Genomic DNA, 16,777 nt, shown 5'->3' on the forward strand with positions numbered 1-16,777 from the left:
CGGCCTGGTGGGCGGCGGGGCGGGGGCCGGAATCCACCGCACCGGAGGGGCAATTACCGGACAATCGCAAGATCTTGGTCCGTGGCCGTGCCTTTGGCACGTGTCAGGCGTTACTGCCGGACAGGGGGGCCGCGTCGGCCGCGAGGAGGCAGAAGGCGATGCGTGTGCGAAGTGCGACGCGTACGGCGACACGTGTGGGGGCGTTCGTGCTGGCAGCCCAGTTCCCTGGGCAGGGCCAGGGGGAGGCGCTGCACCGGGGGGGGGGCCCCCCCCCCGCCGGGGGGGCCGCGGGGCGCGCCGCGGGGGGGGGCGCCGCCCCCCCCCGCGGGGCGGGCGGGGGGGGGCCGGGGGGGGGGGCGCGGGGCCGGGGGGGGGGCGCGGGGGGGGCGGGGGGGACCGCCCAGGCCGTGGAGAACGCGGGCCTCGACGAGGTGTGGCTCGCCGAGCACCACTTCGTGCCGTACGGGGTCTGCCCGTCGGCGGTGACGCTGGCCGGGCTGCTGCTCGGAAGGACCCGGCGCGTCCGGGTGGGCACGGCGATCAGCGTGTTGCCGAACACGCATCCGGTGACGCTCGGGGAGCAGACCGCGCTGCTGCACTTGGTCTCCGACGGCCGGTTCTCCCTCGGCGTGGGACGGGGCGGGCCGTGGGTCGACCTGGAGGTGTTCGGGACCGGACTCGCGGCCTTCGAACGGGACTTCCCCGAGTCGCTCGATCTGCTGCTGCGGTGGCTGCGGGAGCCGCGCGTCGAGGCGCTCGGCCCGCGCTACACGTTCCGCGAGGTGCCCGTGGTCCCGCGCCCCGACGAACTGCTGGACGTGCCGGGCCCCGAGGTCGTCGTGGCGTGCACCTCGCCGAAGACCGTGCGGCTCGCCGGCGAGCGGGGCCTGCCGATGCTGCTCGGCATGCACGCGGACGACGAGGAGAAGGCGGCGATGGTCGCCCTGTGGCGCACGCACGCGCGGGCGGCGGGCCACGATCCCGAGGGGGCGCATGTGTCGGTGGGGGTCGCCCAGGTCGCCGACGACCGTTCCGAGGCGGCGGAGATCCTCGTGAAGGCGATGCCGGGCTGGCTGCGGCAGGGGCTCGGCGCGCACATCACCGTGGACGGCAGGCCGCGTCCGATGCGGGACCCGGTGGACTACACGTCGCTGCTGTGCTCGCTGCACCCGGTCGGCCCGCCGCGGCTCGCCGCGGACCGTCTCGCGGCGACGTCGGAGCGTACGGGCATCACGCGCTTCGCCCTCCTGGTGGAGGGGTCGGGCGACGTGGCCTCGACGGAGGAGAACGTACGGCGTCTGGGTGCCGAGGTACTGCCGCACCTGGCGTAGCGCGCCCGGCGTGGCCGAATGTCGCGGGTTTCCAGCGCCGCGAAGGGGCTCCGCGGCCCCGCGCGGGCCAACGGTACGTGCCCGCGCGGGCCGCGCTCCGTACCCCGTACGGCGCGCGCCGGCGCATGCCGGGGCGCCGGGGCGCCGTTCCGCACCGATCACCCCCGGCGGTGCGGAACGGCGGCAGGGCCCCGGCGCTGCCGGTGACCGTCAGCAGTCCCGGAGTTCGGGCGACTGGTTGAGCAGCTGGGCCCGTACCGACGTGAAGCGTGTCAGCGGGGCGTCGGCCGCCGTGTCCAGCGGGAAGACCGCCACACGGTGGCAGTTCTGGAAGGCGAGACGCACTCCGAAGTGGCGCTGGAGCGCCCCTCGTATGGCGTCACTTGCGAGTGCGCGCAGCAGCTGACCACGGGCGTGCTCGTCCGGCGGCGGCGTCTGGTTGTCGGCGAAGGAACCGCCGTCGACCTTCAGCTGGGCCACCAGGGAACTGATCATCTCCCACGCGTAGGGCAGGGAGGTCCGGACGCAGTCGACGAAGTCGGCTTCGTCGACCTCGCCTCGCTCGGCCTGCTCCAAGAGCGCCGGTGAGACGTCGAGCGACATGGGGTTCTCCTCTCGCGACCCCGCGACCGGGGTCCTACGGGCAGGGAAGGGGGAGGGGTGGCGACGCAGCGTGCACGCGCGACAACCTCCTGCTTACACGTTAGGCGCGCAGCCAGAGCGACACCAGGCAGACGGGAGCACAACCGGCCACGTCCGAACGGGGCTTGTGGGGCGAATCGCGTAGCGTGGCGCCTGTCGAGTAGCGTTGCGGACCATGCGTCTCGTCATCGCCCGCTGCTCCGTGGACTACGCGGGCAGGCTCACGGCCCACTTGCCCTCCGCGCCCCGTCTCATCCTGGTCAAGGCGGACGGCAGTGTGTCGATCCATGCCGACGACCGTGCGTACAAGCCTCTCAACTGGATGTCACCGCCCTGCACCCTCAAGGAGGGGGACGACACCTGGACCGTCGTCAACAAAGCGGGCGAGAAATTGATCATCACCATGGAAGAGGTCCTGCACGACTCGGCCCACGAGCTGGGCGTGGACCCCGGTCTGATCAAGGACGGCGTCGAGGCGCACCTCCAGGAACTCCTCGCGGACCGCATCGAGACGCTGGGCCAGGGCTACAGCCTCATCCGCCGCGAATACCCCACGGCGATCGGCCCGGTGGACATCCTGTGCCGGGACTCCGACGGCGGCACGGTCGCGGTGGAGATCAAGCGGCGCGGCGAGATCGACGGCGTCGAGCAGTTGACGCGCTACCTGGACCTGCTGAACCGCGATCCTCATCTCGCCCCCGTGAAGGGCGTGTTCGCGGCGCAGGAGATCAAGCCGCAGGCGCGGGTGCTGGCGACGGACCGCGGGATCGGCTGCGTCGTGCTCGACTACGACGCCCTGCGCGGCATCGAGGACGACAAGCTGCGCCTGTTCTGACGCGCCACGCTCGCCCCCTCGCGTGCCGCACGCCGCGTTTCTCGTCTGCGCCGTTTCCCTCCCGCTCCCCTCTCCCCCGCCCGTCGGCGCCCGGCGTACGATCCGGAGCCATGAGCCAGTCCCGTAGGCCCACGCGGGCGCCGCTGAGCCGGGAGGCGGTCGTGGCCGCCGCGCTCGAAGGACTGCCGCTGCCCCCGCCCGACCCGCGGCGGTGGGCGGAACAGGTCACGGAGTTCGCGCGCGCGGCCCGGGAGGCCCTCGCGCGCCGGCCCGAGGCGGCCCGGCCGCCCGTCGAGCAGGTCCCGCCGGGCCCGCGCGCCACCGAGGTGTCCGCGTGGCTGCTCGCCGTACTGACGGCGGGCGGTCTGCCGGCGACGGCCGCGGCGCACGGCGCTTCACTGATCGTGGAACACGTCGGCGGCTCGGCGGCCCGCGACGCGGCCGACGGGGCCGGTGCGGTCCCACGCCCCGAGCCCCTCGCCGGCCTCGGTGCCCCTACGGGTCCCCTGGCCGACGCCACTCCGGACGAGCGGTTCGAGTTCGGCCTCGACGTCCTGGTCACCGGTCTGGCCGCCATGGCGGCCCGGCGGCACAGCTCGCCCCGCCTCTGACCGCCCCTCAGCCCACCGCGGTACGCGCGTACGTCGCTACGCGAGTACGCCAGTGCGCGTACGTCAGTACCGTCAGCTCGACGTCCCGGACGCCGTCGCCGAGGCCGAATTCACCGACTCGCCGCCGGAGTCACCGGCGCCCGGCGGCGTGGTGTCCGACGAGCTGGGCGGAGGGGACGCGGGCGACGTCGGATCGTCCGGGGAGGTCGGATCGCCCGACGGATCGCCTGACGGGTCCCCTGACGGATCGCCCGACGGGTCGCCCGACGTCGAGGGAGGGCCGGAAGGACCGGTGGAGGAGCCGCCCGTACCGCCCGGCGAGGACGGTGTGCCGCCGCCGGAGTGGGAGGGCGAGCCCCCGCCGCCGGACGCGTGTCCGCCGGACGGCGAGGAGGAGTTCCCGTTCGAGGACTGTCCCGCGCCGGGCGAGGAGGGTGTCCCCGGCGCACTCGACGACGCGGAGGTGCTCGGCGCCGCCGTGCCGTCCGTTCCCGCCGGGGCGTGCGACCGCGGGGACCCCTGGGACGTGGTGGCCGGCTCCTGGGCCGGCAGGCCGCCGTCGCCGTCCTGGTCGGTCCGCTCGTTGGCCGTGTGGTCGGTGCCCTGGGCGCCGTTGCCCGAGGTGAGGCCGAGACCCACCACCGTGCCCATCACGGCGGCGAGCACGGCGCCCGCGCCCGCCGCGACCATGTTGCGCCGCGCGCCGCCGATGAGGCGCCGCCCCGCGGCCGGGCGCCGGGCCCGGGAGAGCCGTACCGGCTCCTGCTCCGCGGCCTGCTCCGCGGACCGCGACGGCAGCGCCGCCACGATCGGCGTGGGCCTGGTCTCATGGGCGTCCCGGCCGCTCTCGTACGCGCCGGGGCGGATCGCGTCCGCACCGGGACGGGTCTCGTACGCGCCCGCCGGGGGCGGCGGGGGCGCGACGGCCGCCGACGGCGTCACGCCCCGCTCCAGGTCCGACACGAGGGCGAGCGCCCGCCGGCCGGCCACCGTACCGCTGCGGTCGGCGGCGACGCCCCGCATCCCGATGGAGGCCTCCAGCTCGACGCGCGCCCGGTCCAGGTTGCCGGTGCAGAGCGCGAGTACGCCCAACTCATGGTGGAAATAAGCCTCTTCTGCGACCTCTCCGGCGATGCGGGCGGCCGACTGCCCGGCCCGCAGGGCCTTCTCCCACAGCGTCCAGCGCAGTCCCGCGAGCAGTGCGGGCGCCGCGCTGCGCGCCAGCCGCAGGGCGGTGCCCGCGGCGTCCGGCAGCAGCGGGCCGATCGAGGCGAGGACCGCGTCCGCCTCGGCGGTGACCCGCTCGGGCGTGACGGACGGGTGCCCGGTCCACCAGGTGTAGTGCTCGGCGGCGGCGCTCGCGTACCGCTGCGCCTCGTCGCCGTACCCGGCCGCCTCCAGCTGGGTGACGACGCCGGGGGCGAGACGGTAGCGCGCGCCGACGGGGCTGAGCAGCGCGCAGCTCATCAACTCGCCGAGGGCGGCGTCCGCGTGGGTCTCGCCGACCAGCGCGGGCAGGTGCGCCTGGTGGGGCACCTCGCCGCCGAGCGCGACCGCGAACCGCAGGCACTCGCGCGCCGACTCGCTCAGCCGCGAGGCGAGCAGGGCTGCCGGGGCCGCGCCCTCTCCGAGGGTCGGCAGCGGGACGTCGTACGCGCCCTGCTCGTCGGCGGTGTCGAAGGCCGCGTCGAGGGCGGGGGCGGCAGCCGCGTCGACCGTGTTCTTCGCGGTCGCCCCGCCGGCGTCGCCGAACGCCTCGAACTCGTCGAGGGCCGCCGGGGCGCGGCGCAGCTGGTCCCGCTGGCGCAGCAGCGCACCGGCCTGGACGAAGCGCAGTGGCAGGCCCTCGGACTCGAACCAGAGGTCGCCCGCCCAGTTCCGCTCGCTCTCGTTCAGCGGCCGTCCCGCCGCCCGCTCCAGGAGTTCGAGCGAGGCGCTCCGGCCGAGCCCCGCGAGGAGTACGTCGGCGACGGCGGCGCCGGGCGACGGCGCGGGCACCTCGGGGGTGACGGCGAAGAGGAACGCGCACTCGGGCGTGGCGGACAGCAGGTCGTCCAGCGCCTCGCCGCCGAGCTCCAGGTCGTCCACGACGACGACGGCGCCCACTTCCCGGGCGGCGGCGCCGAGTTCGACCCGGTCGGGACGGTGGGGGCCGTCGCCGGCGAAGACCGCGGTGTGCAGTTCGTACAGCAGCTCGGTGGCGGTGCGGCGGTATCCGTTGAGCCGTATGAGGCCGTCGGGTGCGAGCGTCGCGCAGCGCGCGGCGACGGCGTCGAGGAGCGCGGTGCGGCCCGACCCCGGCACGCCGAGCACCCGGGCGGAGCGCCCGCGGCCCAGCAGGTCGACGAGTTGGTCGTGTTCGGCTTCGCGCTCCAGCAGCGGCAGCGCGGGTGCGGCGGGCCCGGGCGGCACGGAGGCGCGCCCGGCGCGCTGGAGGGCGGCACGCTCCCGTACGCCGCGGCGCTCGGGGCGGCCGGGCCGGCGGCCGGGCGGGCACGGCTCGATCTCGCTGCCGTCCACGGGGTTGACGGTGACGAGGAAGTCGCCGGACACCAGTTCGGTGGTGCGGACCTGCGTGCCACCGGGGCCGCCGCCCGAGGGGGAGGCCAGCGCGGGCGTGATCGACTCACGCCGCGGCGGCCTGCGATCCGAGGGACCGGGGCGCCGGTCCTCGTCGCGTCCGTACTCCTCGGGTCCCGCGCTCATCGGGTCCATCGGCAAATCCCCCAGATAGTGGCGTGCGGGGCCGAACCATAGACCCCCGCACTGTATCCAGGAACCCCGGGCCGGACGGAGGCAGGTGCGCGGAAGCCGGGGCCCCGGCCGGCGCGCGGAGAGGGACCGCAGCTCAGGACGGTGAGGGACAGCAGCTCAGGAGGGTACGCACGGTGCGGACGCTGCGAGCACCGGTGCCTTGGACGGGCCTGGCGGTGCCGGTGCCCCGGGCGGGCCGGGGCGCGGTCGGGGCAGGGCGGCGCCACGCGGGCGATCGCGCTCCGGCCGCCGTCGCCTCAGACGCGGGGCAGGGACTCCGCCGCGATGCCACCCTCGATGGCCAGGATGCGGTGCAGACGCGTGGCGACCAGCAGGCGCTGCATCTGCGGCGGCACGCCTCTGAGCACGAGTCTGCGGCCGCACCGCCCGGCGCGCCGGTGCGCCCCCATGATGACGCCGAGACCCGTGGCGTCCCAGGAGTCCAGCTCGGTCAGATCCAGCACGAGGTCGCCGACTCCGTCGTCGACGGCGGCGTGCAGGACCGTACGGGCGTCCGCCGCGCTGCGAACGTCGAGGCGGCCCCCGACGACCAGCTCGGCGTGGTCGCCCCTGATGTGCATATGCGCTCCCCGGTGGTGCGGTACCGCTGTGTCCCGACAGCGTCTGCGTCGTGCGTCAAGCCGGTGGTGCCGTACGCCCGGTGCGGCGGCCCACCCGATGCGACAACTGACGGACCGGACGTACGACACGTTGTCGGCTGTAAGCGAACCGATGTCGGACTCGCCCTCTTCTCACCCGATCGGGTGGGAGCTGTCGGCCGTAGCGGTTCCCTGCGGAAAATCAGTGCTTGTAGAACCCCTGCCCGCTCTTGCGGCCGATGTCACCCGCGTCCACCATCCGGCGCATCAGCTCGGGCGGTGCGAACTTCTCGTCCTGCGACTCCGTGTAGATGTTGTCCGCGGCGTGCAGCAGGATGTCGACGCCTGTGAGGTCGGCCGTGGCGAGCGGGCCCATGGCGTGGCCGAAGCCGAGCTTGCAGGCGAGGTCGATGTCCTCGGCAGTGGCGACGCCCGACTCGTAGAGCTTGACCGCCTCCACCACCAGCGCGGAGATCAGCCGGGTGGTGACGAAGCCCGCCACGTCGCGGTTGACGACCACACAGGTCTTGCCGACCGACTCGGCGAACTCCCGCACGGTGGCGAGCGTCTCGTCACTGGTCTTGTAGCCGCGCACCAGCTCGCACAGCTGCATCATCGGTACGGGCGAGAAGAAGTGGGCGCCGACGACGCGTTCGGGGTGCTCGGTGGCCGCCGCGATCTTGGTGATCGGAATCGCGGACGTGTTGGAGGCGAGCACGGTCCCCGGCGCGGTGATCTTGTCGAGGGCGCGGAAGATCTCGTGCTTCACGTCGAGCTGTTCGAAGACGGCCTCCACGACGAGGTCCGCGTCGGCGACGGCGTCGAGGTCGGTGGTGGTGGTGATACGGCCGAGCGCCGCCTCCGCGTCCGCCGCGTCGAGCCTGCCCTTGGCGGTGAACCGCTCGTACGAGGCCTTGATGGTGTCGGTGCCCCGCGTCAGCGCCGCGTCGGTGACATCACGCAGCACGACCTCCCAGCCGGCCTGTGCGGACACCTGCGCGATGCCGGACCCCATGAGTCCGGCCCCGATGACGGCGAGTTTCCTGGCCACGACACACCTCTCGGTTCTCTCGGCGAGCAGCGGGCGCGTCCCGGCGCGCGGCTCTTCAACGCCCCCTTGCGAACGCGGCGCTTAGCGGAGATTAGCGGTCCTTGGCGGCCATGTGGCGGTGGAGAGACACGCGTCACGTCTCACATGACGGACATCACACCGGCCCCTCGGCGGGGCGTCGCGCCGGAGAAGGCGGACCGCGTCCGAGGCGGCGGTTCGCCCCGCATGTCGCCGATGTCGTCCAGGCGCGGAACGGGTCTTGACGCCGAGTGAGCCGTGCCGCCCCGGCTCGGCGGCGAGGCCGGGGTGCCGGAGCCGGCCGGGAGACGGGCGGCCGGAGCATGCGGTGGGGGCCGTGAGAATACGGGGGCCGTGACGTACGTCTGTAGTCCGTGACGTACGTGTCCGTGACGTACGTCGGGCATCGAGGCCCGTCGCGCATCGGGGCCCGTCGCGAATGAGGCCCGTCGTGCAAGACGCGCGAGGCCCGGGGCAGCCACGCGGGCCGGGCATCAACTCGGGCGGGGGCCAGTCGGGTTGGACGATGTCCACGGCTCAGGAGCGCCGCCCGGTCACCGGACCCGGCCCCCGTGACCGGGCCGTGGCTCAGGCGATCGCGGCCATGGCGGGGGCGAGTTGCTCCAGCCGGTCGAGGCAGGGAAGGAAATCGCTGTTGAGGGGCGGCATCAGGATCACGTGGTCGGCCCCGGCGGCCAGGTGCTCGCGGACCTTCGCCGCGACGGCCTCCGGGGTGCCGTGGGCGACGATCGCGTCCACCAGCCGCTCGCTCACCTCGGCGATGTCCCGCGTCGCGTAGCCCAGCCCGGCCAAGGAGGCCGCGAACGAGGGGTTGTGGAGCTGGGCCGCCACGGTGGCGCGGGCCGCGGCGGACGCCCGGGCGGGGTCGGCCTCGGGGACGAGGGACAGCCCGACGACGAGGAGCTTGTCGGGGCCGAGCACTCGGCGGGCGTACGCCGTGAACTCCGGTGGCTGCCCGGCGGGCAGGGCCCCGTCGGTGATCTCGCCGGCCAGAGCGAGCATCTTCGGACCGTTCGCGCCGGTGATCCGGGGATAGGCGGTGTCGGGAGCGGGCGGCTGGACCGGATCGGCCATGTGGTCCAGGTAGTCGCGCATGGTGCTCAGCGGGCTGCCGAACTCGCGCCCCGTGGCGGCGGCCTGCTGCGGATGGCCCACGCCGAGGCCGAGCACGAACCGGCCCGGGTATGCCTGGGCCAGCATCGCCGCCGCCGCGTGCGCGGTCTGGGGCTGCCTGGCCCAGATGTTGGCGATGCCGGTGCCGAACGCCAGCCGTTCGGTGGCGCCCAGCAGAACCGCCAGTTGCACGAAGGCGTCCTTGCCGCCGACGACCTCGTTGGTCCAGGCGGTCCTATATCCGGCGCGCTCCAGCCTGCGGGCGGCCTCGCGCTGGACATCGGCCGTGGGCAGGCTGTCGAACGAGACCGGCAGATACGTGCCGACCGGTCCCAGCGTGGTACGGGCGGCCTCGACCACCGTGGTCCTGCTCATGGGTGCCTCCTCGGGAACGCGTCCGGACGCCGCCGTGGTCTCCGTGCGGCGCCCGGCTCATGCCCTCCACGCTAGGAAGCGCCTTACACCTCTGTCCAAGGCCTGATACGCAAGGCGCGATACGGTTGAGGCAACACAGCAGCTCAGAGGGCATACTCCCGCATGGTCGGCGGCACGCCGGACTACACTCGGGGCATGGCAGACCCGACGCACCCCGCGGACCTCGACCTGAGGCTGGTGCGGTACTTCGCGGCCGTGGCGGAGCACCGGCACTTCGGTCGCGCCGCCGAGGCCCTCCACATCACCCAGCCGTCCCTGAGCCGCCAGATCCGCCGCCTCGAACAGCAGATGGGTGCCCGCCTGCTGGACCGCACCCCCCGGGGCAGCAGGCTCACCGGGGCCGGGGAGGTCTTCCTGCCCCGCGCCAAGGCGCTGCTGCGCTCTGCCGGGCGGGCGGCGGAGCAGGCCAGGGCCGCCGCCGAGCCGAGCAGGATCACCGTCGGGTACATCACGAACATCATCGTCACGCCGGCGGTGCGCGAACTGCGCCTCCGCCATCCGGACGCCGACGTGCGCACCCGGCACCTGGCCTGGAACGACGTCCGGGCGGCGCTGCTCGACCATCGCGTGGACGCCGCGGTGGCCCGGCTGCCGTTCCGGACCGCCGGGCTGCATGTGACCGTCCTCCACGACGAGCCCCGGGTGCTCGTCGTGCCCGTGGACCACCGGCTGGCGGGCAGGGAGTCCGTCACTCTCGACGACATCGCGGACGAGCCCCTGATCCGGGCCGCCGACCCGCTCTGGAACGCCTTCTGGCGCATCGACCCGCGCCCCGACGGCAGCCGCGCGCCCGAGGGACCGCTCGTGGAGGACGTCGAGGACAAGCTGGAACTCATCGCGTCGGGTCAGGCCGTGGCACTCACACCGGACCTCCGCTCCCAGGGCTTCCGTCCCGACATCACCGCCGTCCCGGTGCACGGCGTCGAACCGAGCCACGTCGTGCTGGCCACCCGCCACGACGACCGGAGCCGCCTCGTGGCGGCCTTCCGCACCTACGCGCTCGCACACCTCACCGGGGCGCCCCCCGGCCCCGGGTGAGCGCGCGGCGGCGGCCCGGTGCCTACCCTGGGCGCATGGTCAATCTGACGCGCATCTACACCCGTACCGGGGACAAGGGCACCACCGCGCTCGGCGACATGAGCCGCGCGCCCAAGACCGATCCGCGGATCGGCGCGTACGCCGACGCCAACGAGGCCAACGCCGCCATCGGCACGGCCGTCGCCCTCGGAGGGCTGCCCGAGGACGTCGTGAAAGTGCTGACGCGGGTGCAGAACGACCTGTTCGACGTGGGCGCCGACCTGTCCACGCCGGTCGTGCCCGACCCGGAGTACCCGCCGCTGCGCGTCGAGCAGTCGTACATCGACAAGCTGGAGGCGGACTGCGACCGCTATCTGGAAGGGCTGGAGAAGCTGCGCAGCTTCATCCTCCCCGGCGGCACGCCGGGCGCCGCCCTGCTGCATCAGGCGTGCACGGTGGTACGCCGCGCGGAGCGCTCCACCTGGGCGGCCTTCGAGACGCACGGCGAGACGATGAACCCGCTCGCGGCGACGTATCTCAACCGGCTGTCCGACCTCCTGTTCATCCTCGCCCGCGTGGCGAACGGGGAGGTCGGTGACGTGCTGTGGGTCCCGGGCGGCGAACGCTGACCCGGCCCGCGCACCCCGGCCGGTCACCGCGGTGTCCCGGCCCGCGTGCCCCGGCCGATCGCCGTGGTGTCCGGCCGGGTCAGGACCAGGTGATCCAGCGGGCCAGGTCCGCGTTCGAGGCCGCGCGCACGCTGGTGTCCTTCGGTACGTGCACCGACAGCGGCATGACGTAGGGGCGCCGGTGGCTCGCGTCGAGCTTGCCCCCGGACACCTTCGGGGCGTCCGAGGGCAGGTAGCCGGCGAAGTACAGGTACCACGCGCCGCGCGACTCCACGACCGACGGCACACCCGGCGCGATGACGCGGTCCCCCACGTAGTCCGGCCAGTCCTTTTGCTGCGACTGGAGGAGGTAGTGGACCTCCTGGCCACCGGGTTTCCCGCCCCACACCTGTGCGCCGTCCTTCATCAGGCTCCTGCGGTAGGCCGAACCCTTCGGCGGGATCAGGGTGTCGGACCACGCGAGGCCGGACTTGTAGTCGCTCTCGTTGTACGCGCCCGTCGAGTAGGCCATCACATACTTGCCGTCGATCTTCGTGATGTTGCCGGTCTCGATCAGCTTGAACCTCTTCGACCGGTCCGTGCCGAAGAAGAGTTCCGAGTTGTACCCGCCGTTCGCGTTCTCCGGTGCGAGAAGCACCGCGGGACCGGAGTCCGCCGGCCTGCCGGGCGAGACCATCCGCTGCGCCACGACGCCGTCCCGCGCGGGTGAGTCCGACAGCCGCTTGCTGTAGACGAGGTACAGCGTGCCGTTGTCCTCGACGTACTTCCCGTCGTAGTCCGCCTTGTCCGGCCGCAGGAAGGACCCCGCCAGCAGACTGTCGGCGACCCAGGCGGTCGGGACCGGGCCGCCCGAGCCGTGCGGGGCGCGCGAGGCGTGCGCGTGCACGACGACCGTCCACGGCGCCGCGTCCGGGAAGCGCGGGTTCTTGACGTACATCGTCGCGGCCATCTGCCAGGCGCCGGAGTCCAGTTGGTAGATGTTCGCGTTGTCGGTGACCGTCGTGCGGGAGCCGTACCTGCTCGCGGCCCGGCGCAGCGCCTGCCCCGCGGTCACGGTGACCTTCCCCGCGGGCGTGCAGTGGGCGGAGGCCCCGGTGGCGCAGTGCAGCAGCCACTTCGTGGTCCCGGAGAAGTACACACCGTCCGCCGCGTGGTCCGAGGGAGCGGTGTGGATCGGATACGGGTCGGAGTAGTAGACGCCCGGGTCCTTCGACGTGGTGTCGGTCAGCGGCCGCAGCGCGGAGGCCGCGTCGGAGGCGGACGCCGACGGGTCCGGGGCGGCCGGGGAGGAGGCCGTGGCGCTGCCGGGCGAAGGGGCCGGGTGCGCCCCCGACGGATGGCAGCCGGCGCCGGCGAGGCCGAGTGCCACGAGCGCGGCCACCAGACGGAGCCGGGGGCCCGATCGTCGGCGGACTCCCTTCACCGCTTCGGATGTCTCCCGCACGACGCTCCCCTCCCGATGATGTGTGGCACCGCCCGCCGACGCCCGGCACCGCCACGAGCCGCGTCGGTGCGGGCCTGGCCATGCCGACGCCTGCGACGGCTACTGGAACGCCCGCGCGGAGTTGGCGCTCCCGGGCGCGACCCTGCGGGTGAAGTAGTGGCCGTCCCCCACGGGGCCGAGCAGCATCACCGCGAGGCCGAGACCGATCGCCACGAAGAGGGCGGCGTTGTCCACCGAGCCCTTGACGCACTCCTGGACCACGGCCGCGACCAGGACGAGGGCCGCCTTGGAGGCGATCAGCGGCACCAGGTGCACGTCGACGGACTTGCTCTTCAGCCTGGCCTTGAGCAGGGCCATGAGCACGCCGAAGACGACGACGGTGCGCAGCGCCTCCTCCCACGCCGGCCGGCCGCGGTTGATGTACCAGAACGCGCCGATGACCAGACCACCTATCAGGTAGCGGACGACTTTCGGGGACGACGGCATGGCTTGACTCCTGGATGTGTGCCGGGAGACGGGACACGGTCCGCGGCGTCCTCACATCCGGTACGCCGGGCCGCACTCCGTCCCTTACATATGGAGCACCTTATTCAAATAATGATCCGCATGTCAATCGCAACACAGATTCAAATAATCAACATTATCCACCATGACGACAGGGGGCGGGCAGTCGGACACCCGAACCCCTCCCGCACGGCAGGGCATTCACCACTCCTTGACATAATTGTCACTATTTGAATAGAGTTCTCTATATGAGAGACGACGAAGCGCGCCCCAAGCGCCTGACCCGGGCGGAGACCAAAGCCCGCACCCGAGCCCTGCTCCTGGACGCCGCCGCGCAGGTGTTCGCACGCAAAGGGTTCGCGGGGGCGTCGGTCGAGGACATCGCCGAGACCGCCGGCTTCTCCACCGGCGCGCTGTACTCGAACTTCTCCGGAAAGGACGAGCTGTTCATCGAGCTGCTGTCCCACCGGAGCAGCAGCCGCCTCGCCGACGCCGCCACCCTGGTGTCCGAGAACAGCGGCATCGAGGAGGCCCAGGACGCGCTGTCCCGCTATCTGATCGAGATCGCCGACGAGGACAGGGATCTCGCGGCACTCCAGGCGGAGTTCTGGCTGTACGCGATCCGCCGCCCCGAGTACCAGAAGAGCCTCGCGGGGCAGTTCCGCGCCAACCGGGACGGATTGGCCTCGGTGTTGGCCGCGCGCGCCGAGAAGCGCGGCCAAGCCGACGGAGCGCCCTTCGACCAGGTGGCCACCGTCCTGCTGGCCATGTTCCAGGGGCTCGTCCAACTGCGGCGCACCGACCCGGAACTGGTCCCGGAGAACCTCTACGGTGAAGCCGCCCACTGGCTGTTCGCCGGGCTCGGAGCGACCCGCGACGAGCGACGCGCCCCCCATTAGGGGACGCGCACCCATTAGGGGGAAGCGCCCCCGTTCCGGGTGCGGTCCGGCGCTCCGGGGCGCACCCGGCGGGTCCCGCGGTCAGGCGGAGGCCGGCGCGCGGTCGGGCAGCCAATTGCCGTGGAAGCCGAAGGGGACCCGGCGCGGCAGGTGGATGGTGGCGACGGGCTCGGCGGTGGGGTCCTCGGCGTCGAGGATGACGAGGTCACTGCTGTCGCGCGCCATGTCGTACACGTACGTCATCAGCCACCCCCGGCCGCCCGGCCGGTCGTCGGCCGGCGCGAACGCCGCCTCGCTGGGTCGCCGCCCCTGGCCGAACCGGTGTTCCACCACGCCGCCGGTGCTCAGGTCGTAGCGCAGCAGCACGCCGGAGTGCGGCCCGTGCGGTTCGGCGGAGGTGGTGATGGCATAGCCGTAGCGCGCGTCGAGCCCGGCCAGCCGGTCGTCGATCCGGGGGAACTCGCAGTCCCTGTCGTCGATCCGCTCCTCGCGGACCGTACCGGTGGCGAGGTCGACGACCCACCGCCACAACGTGCCGGGCTGGTCGAACCCCTGGTCACCGCGCCACAGTTCCGGATACCGCACCACGGTCAGGACGAGCGTGCCGCCGGCCTCGTGCGCGTTGAGCGTGTGGAAGACGTAGCAGGGGTCGACGGAGAACCAGCGGATCGCGCCGTGCGGATCGTCCCGGCGCAGCACACCCAGCCGCGCGCCGTAGCTGTCGCTCCAGCGGTACGGCATCGCGCCACCGCCCCGGGCCAGTTGCCGGTCGAAGACGACCGGCAGATCCATGAAGACGACATGGCGCGAGGTCAGCGCGAAGTCGTGCATCATGGTCGGCCCGACCTCCGTGACGGGGCGGCTGACCACCAGGTTCCCCGCCGTGTCGGTGCGGTGGTACGTCAAGTACGGGGCCTCGGTGGCGCGGTAGCCGAAGAAGTGCATCTCGCCGGTGTCCGGGCACACCTTCGGGTGCGCCGTCATCGGCGTGTCCAGCCTGCCCTCGAAGTCGTACGGGCCGATCGTGGCGAGGTCGGGCTCCAACTCGTAGGGCAGCGAGGACTCCACCAGCGCCAGGGTGTGCCCGGCGTGCCGCACGACATGGGTGTTGGCGGCTCCCGCGGCCAGGTCCCGGCGCCCGCCCCCGGGCGGCCGGCCCTCACGGAACAGCGAGGTGCGCACCCACCGGTTGCGGTACGAGAGGGCCCTGCCGTCCTCCAGCCGTACCCCGTGCACCATGCCGTCCCCCGAGAACCAGTGGCCGGATGCCGCGCTGTGCGGGTTCGGGCCGTTGCGCACGTACCAGCCCGACAGCTCGGGCGGGACGGCCCCCTCGGTCTTCAGCTCGCAGGAAGTGATCTCGTCGGTGACGGGAGCGTAGTTGCCCGCCAGCTCAGGGGGTGGCTTCATGTCTGACTCCTCAGCGGTTCGGGGGGCGCGCGCCGGCGGTCGGCCACCGGACGGCTTCGCCGGGGCTCCTGCCGACCTCTTGCATAATGAACACTATTCCAATAGCACATCCAATGCCAATGCGATCCGGGCGGCAGATTCGGGCGGCAGATCCGGGCGGCAGATCCGGGCGCCACGGAACGACCGACAGGGAACGACAAAGGGGCTGGTGCGGTGTGCACCAGCCCCTTGCCCTGCCGCGGGAACCGTTCCGGTCCCGCCATCACGCCACGTCTTCCCGGACTCCGTCCGGGAGGCCCCCACCCCGAAGAGGGGTCAGGCCACGTTCACTCTCTGCCCCGGTGGGGCCGCTTCCAGCCAGGCCAGGAAGCCTGTCAGGGCGTCGTCGCTCATGGCGAGCTCCAGCCGTACGCCCCGGTGCCGGCAGGCCAGCACCACCGCGTCGGACAGCAGGGCCAGTTCCTCCTCACCCTCCGGGGCGCGGCGGGCCACCACCTCGATCGCGGAGCGTTCCAGCGAGCGGCGGGGGCGCGGCGCGTACGAGAAGACGCGGAACCAGTTGACCCGGTCGCCGTTGTACCGGGCCACCCCGTACACCCAGCCCTTGCCCGACGGGTCGGGCCGCTCGGGCAGGTTCCAGCGGACGCTGCAGTCGAACGTTCCGCCGGAGCGCTGGATCAGGCGCCGGCGCAGGCCGAACACGAAGAGACCCAACGCAACCAGGACGACGACCAGTGCCGCGACAAGCAGAGCGAGGGTCATCTGTACCGACCTCCTCGCCTCAACCGGTCACGCACCTGAACTGCCCGTTCGTCCACCGCATCGCCTCAGCCGCGACCCGTTCCGAGAGGTTCCGGAACGGGCCGCGGCTGAGGGGGTAAAGCAATCGCGCGGCGGCTACTTCGCCGCCACCGCACGCATCCGGACGTCGGCGCGCCGCTCGGCGGCGGCGTCGTCGTCCGACTTCGCGCGGGCCAGCGCGCGCTCGGCGCGCTGGGGGTCGATCTCGTCCGCGAGCTCGGCGACTTCGGCGAGCAGCGAAAGCTTGTTGTCGGCGAACGACAGGAATCCGCCGTGCACCGCGGCGACGACCGTGCCGCCGTCACTCGTACGAATGGTCACCGGGCCCGACTCCAGCACACCGAGGACCGGCTGGTGGCCGGCCATGATGCCGATGTCGCCGGAGCTGGTGCGCGCGACGACCAGGTGGGCCTCGCCGGACCACACGTTGCGGTCGGCTGCGACCAGCTCGACGTGCAGATCAGCCAAGGGTGGCTCCTCGGGTCAGCACCCGGCGGTTCCTCCGGGTGTCGATGTCAATTCTATGGGGTGCTCGGGAGCGAGCGGTGAGTGGGGCGGCCGGGCCCCCCCCCCCCCCCCCCCCCCCCCCCCGCGCCCGGGGCCCGGGGGGGGCGGGGCCCCCCCCGCCATAGGGGGGTTGTTGAGGGGCGCGCATCCCCCCGC

16 protein-coding genes are annotated in these 16,777 nt (G+C 73.2%); 6 read left to right on the forward strand and 10 right to left on the reverse strand.

The genetic code is table 11. The features are described 5' to 3' along the window. The first annotated feature begins 248 nt into the window (after nucleotides 1-248). Nucleotides 249-1,331, forward strand: coding sequence for an LLM class flavin-dependent oxidoreductase (locus LCE31_RS13080; RefSeq protein ID WP_374118461.1), 1,083 nt, complete (start codon nucleotides 249-251; stop codon nucleotides 1,329-1,331). Nucleotides 1,332-1,541: 210 nt separating this feature from the next. Here LCE31_RS13080 and LCE31_RS13085 read toward each other — a convergent pair whose 3' ends face one another. After that, nucleotides 1,542-1,934: an SCO5389 family protein gene (locus LCE31_RS13085; protein ID WP_225014392.1), complete on the reverse strand. Its 393-nt coding sequence runs from the start codon at nucleotides 1,932-1,934 to the stop codon at nucleotides 1,542-1,544. Between the two features lie 214 nt (nucleotides 1,935-2,148). Here LCE31_RS13085 and nucS point away from each other — a divergent pair, with 214 nt between their 5' ends. Next, nucleotides 2,149-2,808, forward strand: coding sequence for an endonuclease NucS (nucS, locus tag LCE31_RS13090; protein ID WP_225014393.1), 660 nt, complete (start codon nucleotides 2,149-2,151; stop codon nucleotides 2,806-2,808). A gap of 110 nt (nucleotides 2,809-2,918) precedes the next feature. Next, complete coding sequence (locus LCE31_RS13095) at nucleotides 2,919-3,419, forward strand: TetR/AcrR family transcriptional regulator C-terminal domain-containing protein (RefSeq protein ID WP_225014394.1); 501 nt, start codon at nucleotides 2,919-2,921, stop codon at nucleotides 3,417-3,419. 72 nt (nucleotides 3,420-3,491) lie between these two features. Here LCE31_RS13095 and LCE31_RS13100 read toward each other — a convergent pair whose 3' ends face one another. From LCE31_RS13100 to LCE31_RS13115, 4 genes are all read right to left on the reverse strand, one after another. Beyond that, nucleotides 3,492-6,134, reverse strand: coding sequence for an ATP-binding protein (locus LCE31_RS13100; protein ID WP_225014395.1), 2,643 nt, complete (start codon nucleotides 6,132-6,134; stop codon nucleotides 3,492-3,494). A gap of 296 nt (nucleotides 6,135-6,430) precedes the next feature. Beyond that, nucleotides 6,431-6,754: an STAS domain-containing protein gene (locus LCE31_RS13105; protein ID WP_225014396.1), complete on the reverse strand. Its 324-nt coding sequence runs from the start codon at nucleotides 6,752-6,754 to the stop codon at nucleotides 6,431-6,433. A gap of 220 nt (nucleotides 6,755-6,974) precedes the next feature. Further along, entirely contained in the window at nucleotides 6,975-7,823 is an 849-nt protein-coding gene (locus tag LCE31_RS13110) for a 3-hydroxyacyl-CoA dehydrogenase family protein (RefSeq protein ID WP_225014397.1), read from the reverse strand. A 606-nt stretch (nucleotides 7,824-8,429) separates the two neighbouring features. Then, a complete protein-coding gene (locus LCE31_RS13115) occupies nucleotides 8,430-9,350 on the reverse strand; it encodes a TIGR03620 family F420-dependent LLM class oxidoreductase (protein ID WP_225014398.1) in 921 nt (306 codons plus the stop codon). Nucleotides 9,351-9,545: 195 nt separating this feature from the next. On the opposite strand from LCE31_RS13115, the gene LCE31_RS13120 reads away from it, so the two are divergent. Together LCE31_RS13120 and LCE31_RS13125 are read left to right on the forward strand one after the other, a co-directional pair. Next, complete coding sequence (locus LCE31_RS13120; RefSeq protein ID WP_225014399.1) at nucleotides 9,546-10,448, forward strand: LysR family transcriptional regulator; 903 nt, start codon at nucleotides 9,546-9,548, stop codon at nucleotides 10,446-10,448. A 35-nt stretch (nucleotides 10,449-10,483) separates the two neighbouring features. Further along, nucleotides 10,484-11,056, forward strand: coding sequence for a cob(I)yrinic acid a,c-diamide adenosyltransferase (locus LCE31_RS13125; protein ID WP_225014400.1), 573 nt, complete (start codon nucleotides 10,484-10,486; stop codon nucleotides 11,054-11,056). Nucleotides 11,057-11,135: 79 nt separating this feature from the next. Here LCE31_RS13125 and LCE31_RS13130 read toward each other — a convergent pair whose 3' ends face one another. Both LCE31_RS13130 and LCE31_RS13135 read right to left on the reverse strand, forming a co-directional pair. Then, on the reverse strand, nucleotides 11,136-12,500 hold the full coding sequence (locus LCE31_RS13130) for a hypothetical protein (RefSeq protein WP_225014401.1): 1,365 nt from the start codon (nucleotides 12,498-12,500) through the stop codon (nucleotides 11,136-11,138). Between the two features lie 99 nt (nucleotides 12,501-12,599). Next, complete coding sequence (locus LCE31_RS13135; RefSeq protein WP_225014402.1) at nucleotides 12,600-12,986, reverse strand: hypothetical protein; 387 nt, start codon at nucleotides 12,984-12,986, stop codon at nucleotides 12,600-12,602. Nucleotides 12,987-13,252: 266 nt separating this feature from the next. On the opposite strand from LCE31_RS13135, the gene LCE31_RS13140 reads away from it, so the two are divergent. Next, nucleotides 13,253-13,903: a TetR/AcrR family transcriptional regulator gene (locus LCE31_RS13140; protein WP_225014403.1), complete on the forward strand. Its 651-nt coding sequence runs from the start codon at nucleotides 13,253-13,255 to the stop codon at nucleotides 13,901-13,903. A gap of 81 nt (nucleotides 13,904-13,984) precedes the next feature. Here the strand turns inward: LCE31_RS13140 and LCE31_RS13145 are convergent, their stop codons facing one another. The 3 genes from LCE31_RS13145 to LCE31_RS13155 all read right to left on the reverse strand — a co-directional run bounded on the left by LCE31_RS13145 (nucleotide 13,985) and on the right by LCE31_RS13155 (nucleotide 16,582). Further along, entirely contained in the window at nucleotides 13,985-15,313 is a 1,329-nt protein-coding gene (locus tag LCE31_RS13145) for a carotenoid oxygenase family protein (protein ID WP_225014404.1), read from the reverse strand. A gap of 315 nt (nucleotides 15,314-15,628) precedes the next feature. Beyond that, on the reverse strand, nucleotides 15,629-16,075 hold the full coding sequence (locus tag LCE31_RS13150; RefSeq protein ID WP_225014405.1) for a DUF2550 domain-containing protein: 447 nt from the start codon (nucleotides 16,073-16,075) through the stop codon (nucleotides 15,629-15,631). A gap of 135 nt (nucleotides 16,076-16,210) precedes the next feature. Then, the gene (locus tag LCE31_RS13155; RefSeq protein ID WP_225014406.1) at nucleotides 16,211-16,582 is read right to left on the reverse strand and encodes a F0F1 ATP synthase subunit epsilon; all 372 of its coding nucleotides are present in this window, start codon (nucleotides 16,580-16,582) and stop codon (nucleotides 16,211-16,213) included. Nucleotides 16,583-16,777: the final 195 nt, after the last annotated feature.

Origin of the sequence: Streptomyces sp. 8L (assembly GCF_020176795.1) — a bacterium.
GTDB lineage: Bacteria > Actinomycetota > Actinomycetes > Streptomycetales > Streptomycetaceae > Streptomyces.